Below are 14,401 nucleotides of genomic sequence, written 5' to 3' on the forward strand. Positions count from 1 at the left end.
TTCCCACATTCCCTACGTTGAAGTAGGATGGTTGCGAACGGGGGCGGGATGTTGACGGCAGACGACCTATTCGAGGCAATTTTCGCATCGTCGCCGCTGGGGATTGCCGTCTTGGACGATGGAGCTCGGCTGTATCGATCGAACCCTGCGCTTCAGCGGATGTTTGGTCGATCCGAAGCCGAGCTACGGACGTTGACGTTCGCCGAGCTCCTGCGTTCACCTGATGCAGCCGCTGATGCCGCGCGATGCGCAGACGTGCGCGCGGGAAGGCGCGATGACGATACCGTCGAACGCGAATACCGTCGCAAGGATGGCAGCACGTCGTGGGGACGATTCAGGTTTTCGCGGCATCCATGCGCTGCGGGTTCGTTCGTCATTGCGACGATGGAGGACATCGGTGCGAGTCGCGCGGCGGAGCAGTCTCGCCGTGACATTGCGCAAAGGTTGGGAGAAAGAATCAAGGAACTGACCGCGCTCCATCGAGCCGCAGAGCTCATGTTGCATCGGCAAGGGACATGTGAAGAGCGGCTCCATGTGGTCGCGACGCTTTTGCCGCCGGCGATGCAATATCCGGACATTGCGACGGGATGCATTCGCTACAAGGGACAAACCTTTGCCACGCCGGGTCATGAAACGACGCCGTGGATGCTGACGGTGCCTTGGACGATGGCCAATGGACAGATTGGCGAAATCGAGGTCGCGTATCGGGAAGCGCGGCCCGCCTCGGTTTTCGGACCCTTTCTTGCCGAAGAACATGCGCTGCTCACATCGCTTGCCGAAATGATTCATGCATCGCTCGATCGCCACGACGCCGAAGACGCTTTGCGTCAGGCCAATGAGCGATTTCACTTGGCGCTGAACACGGCCGGCATGGGCATTTGGGAATGGGACGTCGTTGAAAATACCGTGTGTTGGGCGGAGCCTCTTCCGCAGGTGCAAACATTTGGCGCGCGGATGATGCCATTTGGCACGTACACGCACCTCGTGCACCCGGAGGAGCAAGAGTATGTGCTGGGACGATTGGCGCGCGCGGCGGCGGGGGAGGATGATTTACGTGGCATTGAATGTCGAATGCGTCGCGATGATGGGACGTATCGTCATTGGGCGGGCGATGGCTGCATCGTACGTGGACCGAATGGTCGAGCGACGCGAATTCTGGTGGCGCTGATTGATGTAACCGAACGTCGGGCGCTCGAAGAACGGCTGCGACAGGGCCAAAAAATCGAAGCATTGGGTCAGGTGGCGGGGAGCGTCGCGCATGATTTCAACAATGTTCTGGCGATTCTTTTTTCCGGTATTGGTACATTGCGTGACGACATTCCGGGAAGTGATTCATGGCGTGAGACGATCGATGATTGTTTGATGGCGTGCGAACGAGGTCAAACACTCACGCGTCAATTGCTGGCTTTTTCGCGTAAAACCCCGTTCAAACCGACGGCCATCGACGTATCGGAATTGATTACGACGCTGAGGCCTCTTTTGGTGCGCGTGGCACCGAAGTCCGTCGATTTACGCATCGAAGTCGACTCGGCGGCGCGTGAGGTATGGGCGGATCCGGCCCAGATCGAGCAGGTCGTGTTGAATTTGGTGGTCAATGCGCGGGATGCGATGACGAAGGGTGGAACGATCGTCGTGGCGACGCAATTCGTGGATGAAGAGCAATCCGCTCGATTTGGGGCTTCACCTGGGCGATATGCGGCCATCGTCGTACGCGACGATGGGGTAGGCATAACGCCGGACATTTTTCCAAAGATATTGGAGCCGTTTTTTACGACCAAAGAAGTTGGCAAGGGGACGGGATTGGGATTGGCGGTCGTCGCCGATATCGTACGACGCTGGCACGGCCATGTGCACGTCGAAAGCACGCCGGGGGAGGGCGCGACATTTCGCGTGTTATTGCCGCAAGTGCGGGAGAGCTGACGCGTTCATTGGGAACGCTTGCGGTGAGGTCATCGATGATGGTCGTATTGCAGGAAGCCGACCCAGTGCTGAAGGTAAGACGATTGCATACCTTCTAGATGAGCAAAGGGACGACCGCCTTCATGGGGCGACGGTACAAGCGAACCAAGGGATGGCGTTTTGGAGACGTGCGGCCTTCCGACTCAGGCGGCTTCGAGCAATGCGCGACCACGGTCGACAACGCTGCGATTGTGGCTCGCGCGGGCGTCCGCAGGCGAGACGTCGTTTGCGACTTCCCACGGCACGGCCGTAAGACCTCGAGCCAGCGTCTTGACGTGGTACGCCACCTGGTTCTGGTACACCTCGAAGTTCATGCGAATGCGCTCGTTGAGCGGATCCATTTCGAGTGCCCTTTGGAAAAACCGCTCGACAATTGCTGGATTCGACATGAGGTTGGCGTTGGCAATGGCCATCCATTCGAATAGGTTCGCGAGGTGTTCCGGCGCGGACGTTCGGCGGATTGCCATTTGGCAGATTTTGACACACGCCTTGTATTCACCACTTGCCAGGCGCTGCGGTGCCAGAATCATGTATGGCCAAATGAAGGGGGTTCCGAGATGAACGGCGCGTTCGAAATCTTGCTCCGCCGCGCGAGAGTCGGAGTCGAGTCGCGCGAGGCCACGCGCAACATATGCGGCATCATTGTCTGGATCTTGGCGCAGAGCAGCCGTATAGGCTTCGATTGCACGTGATAACTCGTTCATGTGCTCGTAGCATAAGCCTTTCTCCATATATCCCTGAACGATAAGGGCATTTGATTGGGCCTCCAATGGCCGAGCGGATTCCAGTGCAATGGCGCGATCGAGGAGATTGTTGATTCGCTCGTAGGTACCAGGCTCATCGAGTTGTCCTGCTTGCGTTGCATGAAGTAGTGCATGCGCGGCGCCGAAGAGCGCTGGACTTTTCGCGTCTGGTCCCGATTCGAGGGCGGTTGCTCTGGCAAGTGCATCGCTCAATTCACCCAGATCCAAAAGCGCCTGGAAAACGAGGTAAGTGTAATTGGCATTATTCGGTTTCAGCCTGGCTGCTTGTTCCATGAACGCAAGGCCGGCGTGACGGTAACCAAGCGCGTTCCAGCATCGTGCGCGAAAGTAGGCAACGTAAGGTGGTTCGAGCTTGTCCCGTCGCTTGCGCAGCAACTCGAGCGCTCGCACGTATTGCTTGCACTGTACTGCTTTCTTCAATTCTTGATAATCGACCGCATCAGAATCGAGGACTTCATCCCCCGTGAGCATGTGCAGGTCGCGATAGAGCCCGCGCAACAATGACTGCTCCGACGAGCTCATCGCGTCCCAGCTCAGGACCATCACGTCTCGCAGCGCCTCGGCTTCTTCCGAACCGCCGCGGCCATCGGCAATGAATCGGTACAATTCGAGTGCTTCCCGTTCGTGCTGGCGTGCACCTTCGCTGGGACTTTGAAAAGCGGTCGGTTCATTTGTTTTCATATTGCCGTCCACTCATCTTGCGTGGCCGCAAGCGCCTTTTGGTATGCATCCACGTGCATCGCTCGTGATGGCGCAATTTCTCCATGTGCGCTTTTGTTCCCCGAACCCGGGCACAACGCAAGGTCGTCCGTAATGGCACCCGCAACGAAGGGACCAGTTCCAAGCCGCCACAACTTGCATGCAGGGTCTCCCCCTGACGCCTCGGGATAGCGATCGATATAGCTTGGAGGAATCAAAAAAGGATACATCTCCTCGACGCTACGAAAGACGCTCATTCCTTTGCCAGGCTTGACACAATCATTGTGATCCGGCTTGACGTCTATAGGGACGCGCGCACTAAGCATGTTCCTGCCCATTCCGATGCGGGGCCGTTTGCCATCTGGGAGCATCGCCCGAAAAACCTGTGGAACTTGAGCCGCTTGATCATCGTTGAGCATTGCTACGTTCCTCTACCAGAAACCACTGACCCTTTCTACCCTTACTCTGCTGCCACGGCAGCCGGCTGCCCGGACGCTAGTCCACCTTCTGTCCGTGCCGGCACCCTGCGGCGGGCACGTCCGACCTTACCCCCGACTCCCGCGCACCGCTCCCACCCCAGCTCCTCGCTCACCCCCCAGTCCCGCCAGCTCCTGCAATCCCAGCTCCTCGCTCACCTCCGAGTGCCGCCAACTCCTCCAACCCAGCTCCTCGCTCACCCCCCAGTCCCGCCAACTCCTCCAACCCCAGCTCGTCGCTCACCTCCGAGTGCCGCCAACTCCTCCGACCCCAGCTCGGCGCTCACCTCCGAGTCCCGCTGACCGCTCCGACCCCAGCTCGTCGCTCACCTCCGAGTCCCGCCAACTCCTCCGACCCCAGCTCGGCGCTCACCTCCGAGTCCCGCTGACCGCTCCAACCCCAGCTCGTCCGTCACCCCGAGTCTTGCCAACTACCTCCAACCAAGCTCTTGACCTCCTGTCACACATTCCAGTATCTTCCAAGACATGACGACATCCGTCCGGGACCTCCAGATTGGCGAGATGATCAACATCTCGGCCGCTTGGATCGGTGCCCAAAAGACCACGTTCCTGGCGATCCCCGAGATCGCTCCTCACTTCGCCCGCGTTGAAACGGTGCATCATGCCCTCATCGACGCGCGCGATGGTGCATCGGCCGATGTGGCATTGAGTGACCTGATGGCCCAGGCCGAAGTATTGGACGACCGCCATGATCACCTCGTGCGCGGTCTTCACTATCTGCTCATCGCAGCGCATTCGTTCGAGCTAGGACGCGACGGCGGCGATCCCACGAAAGCCGAAAACATCGAGCGAGCCAACAAGGCGCTCTTGCCGAATCAATTGCGCGCCATACAAGCATCGTATCAAGCCGAAGCGGGCAATGCGACGCAGCTCGAAGCGCTGGCTGATAGCGAGTTTTCAGGCCTGCTCGGCGGCATTCACATCACGAAAGACAAAACGGCTCTCGACATTGCGCACGAGATTGGTGCGGTCGGTAAAACCCTCGGCAGCGTGGAACATCAGCGGTCACTTGCCGCCGCGCAAATGAAGAAAGATTCCGTGACGCCGAGTGAAGTGCGTCGACGCATGCGAGCATGGGCTCGAGTGGCCGAAGCCATTCTCATCAATTTGGACATCGCATCCGCGCCTGCCGCAAATATCGAAGCTCTGCGACAACCGCTGCTCGACGCCGTGGACAAAGCCGTCGCCCGCCGGCGTGACAAACGCGCGTCAAAAGAAACCACCGAGGCATGAGCTGCGCGAGGCGCGCCGCAGTGCGAAACGGTGTACGCGCCTCTAGCTTGACAGCTCGTTTCGGGCCTGATGGGCTCGATGGATGAGCGCAACCCTTTCGTTTGTCGCGCGATACCTTCGCATCGTCGTCATAACCTTGGGGCTGGCAGGGACGATTCTTGGCTGTGGTCCCGGTGAAGTCCGCGTGGTGGCATCGAATGCGACTGCATTTCAGGCAATGTTGGGCGCGGAAATGGCGGCCGACGCGCGGCGTCCTGCGCATTGGATGCGCGACTATGTGAGCGGCAAGGAGCCCGGCAAACCCCGCGTTTTGGAGCCGGCGCACCTTCCCGAAGCGTACACGCCAAACGGCGAGGCTGGGATTGCGTAGCAGTTGCCGATTGCTCGGCCCGGCAAACGCGGAGGCACGAGTGTCCCCCAGCCCGTGGCGAAGCGGCTCGCGAGCTGCCCGCGTCAGAGTGCCGCTCGCCTGAAGCCCGTCCACTACAGCATGAGCTTTAACGTCCATGTCACGAACGAAGGCCGGGCGGTTTCGGCTTTATGGCGTGCCCAAAAACGTGGTGCACTCTACCGCGAGCGCAAGGAGGGCTTCGTCCAAAGGGTCAGAGGGGTTAGCAGCAATCAGCTCCTCATGAAGTCGTTTGGCCTTTGCCGCCATATCGGTCGGAAAAGCTAGCCCCTGGACACTGGCATGACCATCCAGCTCGAGCCTTTGCAGTTTGGCGGCGAGGTCCAACAAAACCTGGTGAAGCAATGTGGGATCCGCGGATTTTCCACCCGCAAGAAGCGCGCGCGCATTCATTCCGGAAGCGACTATACCTGCGAGTTGACGTGCATGCTCGACTGGTTCCATGTCATTCCCTCGAACTCCCTAGGACTTGTACACGCAAAGTGGAGGAGGTGCCGGTGGGTGAATGGGGCCGATCTGCGCGGCGCGGGAAAAAACGCAGACGTCGCCATTCGAATATTTGTAAAGGCACGTGTATGAGCCGCCGAGTCGGGCTGGCGGAAATGTATCAATACAATCGATGAGTGCTCCATTGCCAACGTCTGGTTTATAAGGATGATATGCATATTCCACACAAAATTTCTTGGCCGCAAAACACTTCTTGGAGCAATCCACCGGCGTCGTGCATACGACGCTGCCAAGGGCATCCATGGCGCCTTCCTGGTCCGGCCTGACTCCTTGTGCTTCCGCATTCCAGGGAATGCATAATAGCGACGCAAGCATTGCGAAAAAAATGGCCAAACCACGACGCAAGGCCGGTGCAGGTTTCATGATATTCCCTCGTAAGCTATGCGAACACGCAGATCGGCGTCAACGAAAATTGAACGCCCCAAAGACAGGTAACGCTGAAGGATAGAAGTCGGGCATCCGCCGGATCCAGCCATCTCCGGGCACGCCGCCGCAAGGTTTCCCCAATCCGTACTACGTCACCATTCCGCTAGGGCCCGTCATCGTGGGCGTCGGTGTGGGCGTCACGATATTCCTTTTGCCGAGCAAAACGGCGCCGGCCTGGGCGGACGAGCTGAATCCGATTACGCAGCGCCCTTATACGAGCGTCCAGGAGTACGAAGAAGTGCGCCGCTTGTCTCCCGCGGAGATCAAGCAACGCCGGGCGCAAATCACGAATTCGAAGCCGAACGCGCCGCCGGCGCCGGCGCCGGTCGCGCAACCCCAGCCGCAGCCTGCCAAGCGGGATGCCCCGCCACGCCGGTGCCTACCCTGCCTTCCCGTGCCAGTCGGGGGGACGTCCTATATTTACCACAGCGCAGCAGCGGGCAATAAGCCACACTACGGCATGGCGAATCACACGCACCATTACAAAATGCATCAAAGCCCGCCAGAAAAAGGCTGTCGCTGCTTCTGGGACCCTGACTTCATTCATCCGACCCCTGAATTCTCGCCGCTGCCCGGAGCGGTGCCTTGGTCTACGGCTGTCGGAGGCGGGATAGCACCATGAAATACATGAGCGGCATCGAAGTGATGGACGGAGACATCGTTGCAGTCCACTACGTTGGTGAACCCGTGGAGGGTGTCGTTCTCCAGGTCATCCTTCCCAATACACCAGACGCAGACGACTGGTCCGCGCCCAACGGTGGAGCCCTGATTGAAGCAGGTGACCTGGGCCTCTTCGTCCACAGATTCCTGGAAGACGCCGAAGATATCGTCTTTGTGCGTCGCGCGAGCAGCAACCCATGATCGATTTCCCCCTGAATCTAGATGACAAAGAAGAGTCCCGAGCGTGGTATGAGGGCAGCCTATGGTTGAGCCTCGACAAGTTCGAGCGCTTCTGGCCCGATGTTGGACCCGTCGTCGAGCACCGCGAAGCCGTCAAATCTGCCGTGCGCGAAGCGCTTCGTGTCCAATACACCATCAACGCCGCAAACCGCGCAAGATGGGAAGCTGACCCCAGCTCGCCAGACGAACTGGATGAAACGGTTCCCGTCGAAGAACTTGCCAAGACCTGTTTTCGCACCATCAACGAGAGGGCTGGGACAAACGATGCAAAAAGCATTGCGGCCTGGTTGACAGGGGCTGTGCTCGCGGCGAACAAGGAGTCCGGGTGGCACTATCTCTGGAACATGCTGCTTTTTCGCATGGGGGAAGACCATCCGCGCAAGCTCGTGTCCCATGGAATCCCTAGCGACACTGCGCGAAAGCTTGTCGCGATCGCCGTTCGGCACAGGAGTGAAGTCGATGCGATCGAGTCGAAATGGGTGTGACGATGGCCCCATGGCGGGGCCGAGAGGTGAGGCGCAGGGGCTTTCAGCCCTTTGCGGCTTGAATCGCTTTCGTCAATTCGGGGACCGCGCCGAATAGATCCGCCACGAGACCATAATCGGCCACCTGGAAAATCGGTGCGTCGGCGTCCTTGTTGATGGCCACGATGACCTTCGAGCCCTTCATGCCGGCCAAGTGCTGAATGGCACCCGAAATGCCAATCGCAAAGTAAAGCTGCGGCGCGACGATCTTGCCGGTTTGCCCAACTTGAAGATCGCTCGGAGCATACCCTGCATCGCACGCCGCACGGCTCGCACCAATCGCAGCACCCAATGCATCCGCGAGCGGATCGAGCACCTGATTGAATTTCTCCTTCAATGCTCGGCCACCCGATACGACCACCTTCGCTTCGGTCAGCTCCGGACGCGCGCTCTTCACCTGGTCGAATGAAACGAATTCAACCCGCTCGGCCGCTTTGCTCGGTCCCGCGAATGCCACGTTTTCGACCGGCGACGTGCCACCTTGTGGCTCGGCCGCAGCAAATGCGCTTTGACGCACGGTCACGACCTGAATGGACGTCGTGATCGAGCAAATGCCAAATGCATTGCCCGCGTACATCGGTCGCTTGTATTCGAGTTTTCCGCCACTCGCCAATAGCTCGGTGATGTCGCTGGCAAAACCCGCATTGAGACGAGCTGCCACGCGCGGCAAAAGGTCCTTGCCATAAGCGCTCGCCGTGCCAACCACGACCGCAAAGCCTTTGCCGACGGCCGCAACGGACGGCGCATATCGCTCGGCCACGTAATTGGCGAGCGACGGGTCGTCGACGACGAGGATTTTCGCCGCGCCAAACCCTTGGGCTTCGGCCGCCGCTTTTGCAGCGCCCGCGCCAATGACCAATATGGAGAACGACCCACCAAGCGCCGCCGCCGCCTTTTGCGCGAACGTGATCGCCGAATGCGTGGTCTTCTTGAGTTTGCCCTCGGCAACCTCACCCACAACGAGAACGTCTGCCATGGTAAAACCTTTCGTGTTGTCTTGTCCCGTTGCCGGCAACCCTCAAAGAACCTTCGCCTCGTTCTTCAAACGCGAGACGAGGTCCGCCACATCCTTGACCTTGATGCCCGCTTTGCGTGCAGCAGGCGCCGCGAAGCCCTTGTACTGAACCTTGAGCGCCGCATCGGGCGCAAGGTCGGCAAGCTTCACCTCGGCGAGCGGCTTCTTCTTCGCCGCCATGATCGCAGGCAGCGCGGCAAACCGCACGCCGTCGTTGTACTTGTGCGCAGCCGGCGTCTTCATCGAATACACGCTCGTCGGCGCAACGATGCGCAAGTCGACCGTCACGACAGCGGGAAGCTTCACGCGTAGCGTCGCCACGCCGCCGTCGACTTCGCGGCCCACGAGCAGCGCGCCCGCTTCTTCGCGAATCGTCGCGGCAAACGTCGCCATCGGCCAATCGAGCAGCTCTGCGAGGATCTGCCCAACCTGGTTCGAGTCGCCGTCGACGGCTTGCTTGCCCATCAAAACGACGTCGGGTTTTTCCTTCTCGACCAGCGACTTCAACGCACGCGCAACCAAGTCACCGTCGAGCTTGTCGTCGGTCGTGTCGATGCGAATCGCTTTGTCAGCGCCGGTTGCCAGCGAGGCACGCAGCGTCGTCTCCGTGTCCTTGGGACCAAACGTCACGACCACGACTTCGCCGAGACGCGTCTTCGGCTGCTGCCCGTTTTCCGTCAGCCGCAAGGCGGCCTCGAGGGCGTACTCGTCGAATGGATTCGGTTTCCATTCGAGCCCCGTGGTCTCGATCTTGTCTCCGGACCCAGGGATCTTCACTTTGTTGGCGTTGTCCGGATCGGCGACGCGCTTGAGAGGGACGAGGATCTTCACGGTTCGGCAGGCTCCTTTCTGACCACCGCTCAGGGTTTTGCGACAAACCAAACTGGCGGCAAGAGCAGCATCGTTTTCACGCAGCGGTCCCTTATGGGGCAAACCAGCCACGATGACGAACGATGGGCCGCGGCTGGACAACTTGGCCCGCCGCGCGCGGCGTGGCTCATGACAGGGTTGTCGTTGTGCGTCAAGGAGCCTGCTACCCTTCCGCGCCGTGGCCGTCTCAACCGACTTTCTCGTCATTGGCAGCGGAATCGCCGGGCTGACTTTTGCCCTCGACGTCGCTGACCACGCCAGCGTTCTCATCGTCACCAAACGCGCAGCCGAAGAGTCCAACACTCGCTGGGCGCAAGGCGGCATCGCGAGCGTATTCGCTCAGGATGACACGTTCGATGCACACATCCGCGACACGCTCGTCGCGGGCGCCGGACTCTGTCACGAAGTCGTCGTCGACATCTGCGTGCGCGAAGGTCCGGACCGCATCCGCGAGCTGATCGATCGCGGCGCTCGTTTCGATCGCGACGACCAAGGTTCCATCTCCCTCGCACGCGAAGGCGGACACAGCGCAAGGCGCGTACTGCACGCAGCCGATGCCACGGGACGCGAAGTGGAACGTGCGCTGCTCGAACGATGCCGCGCCCATCCGAACATCCGACTGCTCGAACATCACATGGCCATCGACCTCATCGTGATGTCGAGGTTCGGCGGACCCGATGTCTGCGTCGGCGCCTATGTGCTCAATACGGCGTCACGATCCGGCGGAGAAAACGCGAAGAGCCACGAGGTCGAAACGTACCTCGCACGCGCCACGATCCTCGCGTCGGGCGGCGCTGGCAAAGTCTACCTGTACACGTCGAATCCCGACGTCGCGACGGGCGACGGCATCGCGATGGCGTATCGCGCAGGTGCCGAAATCGCCAACATGGAGTTTTACCAGTTCCACCCGACGTGCCTGTATCACCCGCAAGCCAAGAGCTTTCTCATCACGGAGGCCCTGCGAGGCGAGGGAGCGATCCTGCGTTTGCCCGATGGAACCGCGTTCATGGAGCAGCACGATGCGCGCAAGGAGCTCGCGCCGCGTGACATCGTCGCCCGCGCGATCGACTTCGAGATGAAACGCACGGGTAGCGATTTCGTGCTGCTCGACATCACGCACAAGCCTGCGAGCTTCGTGCGCGAACACTTCCCGACGATTCATGGCGAGTGCCTGCGGTTCGGGATCGACATCACGTCGCAGCCCATTCCCGTCGTGCCTGCAGCGCATTACTTGTGCGGCGGTATCTCCACGGATCTTCACGGGCGCACGACGATTCCTGGTCTTTGGGCCGTGGGCGAATGCGCGTGCACGGGTCTGCACGGAGCCAACCGTCTCGCATCGAACTCGCTGCTCGAAGGGCTGGTGTTCGGGCACCGCGCCGCCGTCAAGCTCGTCGCGGCCATGCCCGAACTGCGGACGACGCCGCTGCCGGAGGTGCCCGAATGGCAAGCGGGCGATGCGGTTCCGAGCGACGAGGAAGTGGTCATCACGCACAACTGGGACGAGCTTCGCAGGACGATGTGGAACTACGTGGGCATCGTTCGATCGACGTCGCGCCTGCGTCGAGCGGCGCGGCGAATCGCGCTGCTGCAAGAGGAAATCCGCGAATATTACTGGCGACACGGTGACGCGCGACCTGCTCGAACTGCGCAACATCGCCACCGTCGCCGAGCTCATCGTGGGATGTGCGTCGGCACGTCACGAGAGTCGAGGTTGCACGCGACGATCGACTTCCCGAAAACGAGTGAGCAGTACGCTGCCGACATCGTCGTCAAACGGGGCGTGATGCCTCATCTGCGAGGTCGTTGATGAGCGACGACGACCGCGGGCGTTCCAGCGATCCGTTCGGACCGCGCGAGTCCGAGCCTGGCGAGCGCGGCATGACGTTCTTCGGCGCCACCGCGTGGGCGATGCTCGCAACGCTTGGCCTGCACTATCTTGGAAGCGTCGTTGCGAGCATTCGTCATCCATCGACCGTCGACATCACGACACTCGTTGGTGTTCAAACCGTCGTCACGTTGCTCTTGCTTTTCGGCATCCTTCGGTTTTACGCGCCGAACTTGTCCATCCGCCATTTCCTTGGCCTGCGGCGCACGCACGTCGGGTTCTACGTCGTCGCCATCCTGCTCGGCGCGATCGTGCACGTCCCTGCCGATGGGCTCTTCGACGCGATTACGAAGCACTATCCGACCGACCCCGAGCTCGATCGGCTGCTCGAGGAACAGCTCGCGGTCAGCACGTCCAGACGCGTGGCGCTCGGCGTCGCCATCGTCGGCATCGGTCCGTTCATCGAGGAAGTGTTTTACCGCGGAGCGCTCTTTCGTCCGCTACGCAAGACCGCCAGCGCATGGAGCGTCGTCGTCGTGACGAGCGTGCTCTTCGGTTTGGCGCACGTGGAGTGGCAACGCGTCGTGCCGATCGGGCTGCTCGGTTTGGCGCTCGGTCTGCTGCGTATTTCGAGCGGATCGCTCGTGCCGAGTGCCATCAGCGCACGGCACGTTCAACGGCGTTTCGTTCTGGGCGATGCTTCGAACCGGTTCGACGCCACCGGAAGCACAAGAAAGCTTTCCGCTTCACGTGACGATCGCCGGATCTTTGTTCACGTTCGTGCTTCTCGGAGTTGCGTATCTGATGGGTGAACGAAACAAAGAGGCGCTCGAAGCTCGTAGCGAGGACGAATCGTGACTGCGGCGCAGCCCAAGACGGCGTTGTGTTTGCCCGGGGGAGGCATCACGGGAGCGCTTTACCAAATCGGCGCTCTGGCCGCGTTGCAAGACGGCATTCGCAGCTTGAGCGGACAGAGTTTTTCGTTGTACTTGGGTCAATCGAGCGGTGCGAGCGTCGCGGCGGCGCTCGCGGGCGGGATCGAAGTCGATCGCCTTTACCGCGCGCTGCTCGATCCGGCGTCGGACTTTTTTCCTCTCGAACGAAGTCACATTTTCCACATCGACATCGACGAATGGCGTGACGCGTTCGGTACGTCGCTCGTAGCGCTTCGTCATGCCGCAGCGCGGCTGGTTTCGCGAGGTGATCCGGCGGCACCTGCGCCGCCGCATCTGTACATGTGGGAGCAAATCGATCGCTTGGCGGATTCACTTCCAGCGGGGCTCTTTGCGCTCGATCGATACGAGCGATTTCTTGCCGAGTGTTTTTGCGTCGCGGCGTTCCGAATGCGTTCCGCGAGATGCCGAGCCTCTACGGATCGCGACGCACGATGTGGATTCGGGAGAACGCGTCGTGTTTGGGTCCGAGGGGCACGAGGACATTCCGGTATCGCTTGCATGCGCTGCGTCGCTCGCGTCTCCGCTCTTTTTTTCGCCGGTGCGAATTGGGGATCGGCACTTCATCGACGGAGGTCTCGGGCATGTCGCGCATCTGGACATCGCGGTCGAGCTGGGGGTGGATTTTGCGGTCGTGGTGAACCCGATGGTGCCGGTGTCCGTGGCGCATCGCGCGGTGCCGACGGGGCATGGGGTGCGTCAGAGCATTCGGGACAAGGGGCTTTTTTGGGTGCAGAACCAGGCGACGCGCATCGGTGCGCATGTGCGGCTTCGGCAACACGTGGAGGAGATTCGGCAAAAGACCAAGATGATGGTGCTGGTCTTGGAGCCCGAGCCGACGGATGTGCTCATGTTTTTGCACAATCCGGCGAACTTGGCGGCTCGTCGGGCGATCCTCGAAGTTGCCTATCGCACGACGCGTGATCGCATTAGCGTGTGGATGGAGCGCAATCGGGGGTGATGGAGCGTCTTGGGTGGGAAGCGTCGTGAGCGTGTAAGGTCGATGAAGTCTCGTCGTTGATCGTGCATGCTGGGCGGCGCATCTGCGAGCCCTCTTGAACCCGCGCTTCTTGTGCGCTCTCCTCGGAGCACCTCGATGTTTTCTGCATCTACCCGAACGCATTTTCCGGCCGTCGCTCTTTCCGTGCTTGCGCTCACCACGCTTGGTGGATGTGCGAGTTACATCCCGTTCACGCACGAGTTGCGGACGGAGCATGGTTTGACTGACGACGAAGTGAAAAACCTTCAGTTTTACGTGTCGCACGACATCACGTTGCGTCGCGAGGTGGAATCGGGTGGTCGGAAGGTGACGCCTGGGCACAAGCTGCTGTTGATATCGGGCAAGCAGATCGAGGAAGTGGTGATTCCGGCGAAGACCCCTGGAGTTGCGGTGAAAGTTGGCCCGCGGGCGATTGCGGTGAGTTTTCAACCGGGGACGGCGATGGTGTTCACGGTGAAGGGATCGCGGTTGGCGTTGGAAAATGGATTTTTGCGGCCGGTGGCGCTGGATGGGCGTGACGACTTTGCGACGCGTCCGTTTGCAGCGCTTTTGGGTCAGCAATTTGCGAAGCCGCCGAATCCGTTTCCGGGCAACGAGACGGGGGTCGCGCCGGTTGCGAGCGACGACGCGAGCGGCAATTATTGGATCGATTCGGACAATGCGGGGCGCGTGCAATTTGCGGAGAAGGATTGGAACGCCGAGGACAATACGCAGCAGGCGCATTTGCTCATCAGCTCTGATTCGCTGGAGAGAAGCGGACGTCGCGAGCTGGAAGGGCGTTAAACGAAAATCTGTTTTCCGCCCAGGACGGTGCTGA

The 14,401-nt window shown here is 60.3% G+C and carries 13 protein-coding genes and 2 pseudogenes; 10 read left to right on the top strand and 5 right to left on the bottom strand.

Going from position 1 to position 14,401, the window contains the following annotated elements:
* The first annotated feature begins 48 nt into the window (after nt 1–48).
* On the top strand, nt 49–1,920 hold the full coding sequence (locus IPM54_23815; protein MBK9262818.1) for a PAS domain S-box protein: 1,872 nt from the start codon (nt 49–51) through the stop codon (nt 1,918–1,920).
* Between the two features lie 182 nt (nt 1,921–2,102).
* Here IPM54_23815 and IPM54_23820 read toward each other — a convergent pair whose 3' ends face one another.
* Nucleotides 2,103–3,404 carry a hypothetical protein gene (locus IPM54_23820; GenBank protein ID MBK9262819.1) on the bottom strand — a complete coding sequence of 434 codons (1,302 nt, stop codon included), beginning with the start codon at nt 3,402–3,404 and terminating at the stop codon, nt 2,103–2,105.
* A 980-nt stretch (nt 3,405–4,384) separates the two neighbouring features.
* On the opposite strand from IPM54_23820, the gene IPM54_23825 reads away from it, so the two are divergent.
* Entirely contained in the window at nt 4,385–5,152 is a 768-nt protein-coding gene (locus IPM54_23825; GenBank protein ID MBK9262820.1) for a hypothetical protein, read from the top strand.
* An 82-nt stretch (nt 5,153–5,234) separates the two neighbouring features.
* A complete protein-coding gene (locus tag IPM54_23830; protein ID MBK9262821.1) occupies nt 5,235–5,522 on the top strand; it encodes a hypothetical protein in 288 nt (95 codons plus the stop codon).
* A 168-nt stretch (nt 5,523–5,690) separates the two neighbouring features.
* On the opposite strand, the gene IPM54_23835 is transcribed toward IPM54_23830, so the two are convergent.
* Both IPM54_23835 and IPM54_23840 read right to left on the bottom strand, forming a co-directional pair.
* Nucleotides 5,691–6,005: a hypothetical protein gene (locus IPM54_23835; GenBank protein MBK9262822.1), complete on the bottom strand. Its 315-nt coding sequence runs from the start codon at nt 6,003–6,005 to the stop codon at nt 5,691–5,693.
* A gap of 18 nt (nt 6,006–6,023) precedes the next feature.
* On the bottom strand, nt 6,024–6,431 hold the full coding sequence (locus tag IPM54_23840) for a hypothetical protein (protein ID MBK9262823.1): 408 nt from the start codon (nt 6,429–6,431) through the stop codon (nt 6,024–6,026).
* Nucleotides 6,432–6,612: 181 nt separating this feature from the next.
* Between IPM54_23840 and IPM54_23845 the strand changes: the two genes are divergently transcribed.
* The 3 genes from IPM54_23845 to IPM54_23855 are packed head-to-tail and all read left to right on the top strand — an operon-like array spanning nt 6,613 to nt 7,879.
* Complete coding sequence (locus tag IPM54_23845; GenBank protein ID MBK9262824.1) at nt 6,613–7,116, top strand: hypothetical protein; 504 nt, start codon at nt 6,613–6,615, stop codon at nt 7,114–7,116.
* Complete coding sequence (locus IPM54_23850) at nt 7,113–7,355, top strand: hypothetical protein (GenBank protein ID MBK9262825.1); 243 nt, start codon at nt 7,113–7,115, stop codon at nt 7,353–7,355. Before IPM54_23845 ends, IPM54_23850 begins: the two co-directional genes overlap by 4 nt.
* Complete coding sequence (locus IPM54_23855) at nt 7,352–7,879, top strand: hypothetical protein (GenBank protein MBK9262826.1); 528 nt, start codon at nt 7,352–7,354, stop codon at nt 7,877–7,879. The genes IPM54_23850 and IPM54_23855 overlap by 4 nt, the downstream gene beginning before the upstream one ends.
* 43 nt (nt 7,880–7,922) lie before the next feature.
* On the opposite strand, the gene IPM54_23860 is transcribed toward IPM54_23855, so the two are convergent.
* Together IPM54_23860 and IPM54_23865 are read right to left on the bottom strand one after the other, a co-directional pair.
* Nucleotides 7,923–8,894, bottom strand: a complete 972-nt coding sequence (locus tag IPM54_23860; protein ID MBK9262827.1) for an electron transfer flavoprotein subunit alpha/FixB family protein — start codon at nt 8,892–8,894, stop codon at nt 7,923–7,925.
* Nucleotides 8,895–8,936: 42 nt separating this feature from the next.
* Entirely contained in the window at nt 8,937–9,764 is an 828-nt protein-coding gene (locus IPM54_23865; protein ID MBK9262828.1) for an electron transfer flavoprotein subunit beta/FixA family protein, read from the bottom strand.
* Between the two features lie 217 nt (nt 9,765–9,981).
* Between IPM54_23865 and nadB the strand changes: the two are divergent.
* From nadB to IPM54_23885, 4 genes and pseudogenes are all read left to right on the top strand, one after another.
* Nucleotides 9,982–11,613 (top strand): annotated as a pseudogene (gene nadB / locus IPM54_23870) (L-aspartate oxidase).
* Complete coding sequence (locus IPM54_23875) at nt 11,613–12,443, top strand: CPBP family intramembrane metalloprotease (protein MBK9262829.1); 831 nt, start codon at nt 11,613–11,615, stop codon at nt 12,441–12,443. The pseudogene nadB and the gene IPM54_23875 overlap by 1 nt, the downstream one beginning before the upstream one ends.
* A 39-nt stretch (nt 12,444–12,482) precedes the next feature.
* Nucleotides 12,483–13,545: pseudogene (locus IPM54_23880) on the top strand (patatin-like phospholipase family protein).
* Nucleotides 13,546–13,680: 135 nt separating this feature from the next.
* On the top strand, nt 13,681–14,367 hold the full coding sequence (locus IPM54_23885; protein ID MBK9262830.1) for a DNA-directed RNA polymerase: 687 nt from the start codon (nt 13,681–13,683) through the stop codon (nt 14,365–14,367).
* The last annotated feature ends 34 nt before the right edge of the window (nt 14,368–14,401 follow it).

The organism is Polyangiaceae bacterium, assembly GCA_016715885.1.
Lineage (GTDB): Bacteria > Myxococcota_A > Polyangia > Polyangiales > Polyangiaceae > Polyangium.

Bases quoted from the DNA above. Each gene is read 5' to 3' on its own strand.
- IPM54_23850 (MBK9262825.1), top strand. From the start codon at position 7,113: ATGAAATACATGAGCGGCATCGAAGTGATGGACGGAGACATCGTTGCA.
- IPM54_23860 (MBK9262827.1), bottom strand. From the start codon at position 8,894: ATGGCAGACGTTCTCGTTGTGGGTGAGGTTGCCGAGGGCAAACTCAAG.
- IPM54_23885 (MBK9262830.1), top strand. From the start codon at position 13,681: ATGTTTTCTGCATCTACCCGAACGCATTTTCCGGCCGTCGCTCTTTCC.
- IPM54_23825 (MBK9262820.1), top strand. From the start codon at position 4,385: ATGACGACATCCGTCCGGGACCTCCAGATTGGCGAGATGATCAACATC.
- IPM54_23855 (MBK9262826.1), top strand. From the start codon at position 7,352: ATGATCGATTTCCCCCTGAATCTAGATGACAAAGAAGAGTCCCGAGCG.
- IPM54_23875 (MBK9262829.1), top strand. From the start codon at position 11,613: ATGAGCGACGACGACCGCGGGCGTTCCAGCGATCCGTTCGGACCGCGC.
- IPM54_23830 (MBK9262821.1), top strand. From the start codon at position 5,235: ATGAGCGCAACCCTTTCGTTTGTCGCGCGATACCTTCGCATCGTCGTC.
- IPM54_23815 (MBK9262818.1), top strand. From the start codon at position 49: ATGTTGACGGCAGACGACCTATTCGAGGCAATTTTCGCATCGTCGCCG.
- IPM54_23820 (MBK9262819.1), bottom strand. From the start codon at position 3,404: ATGAAAACAAATGAACCGACCGCTTTTCAAAGTCCCAGCGAAGGTGCA.
- IPM54_23835 (MBK9262822.1), bottom strand. From the start codon at position 6,005: ATGGAACCAGTCGAGCATGCACGTCAACTCGCAGGTATAGTCGCTTCC.
- IPM54_23840 (MBK9262823.1), bottom strand. From the start codon at position 6,431: ATGAAACCTGCACCGGCCTTGCGTCGTGGTTTGGCCATTTTTTTCGCA.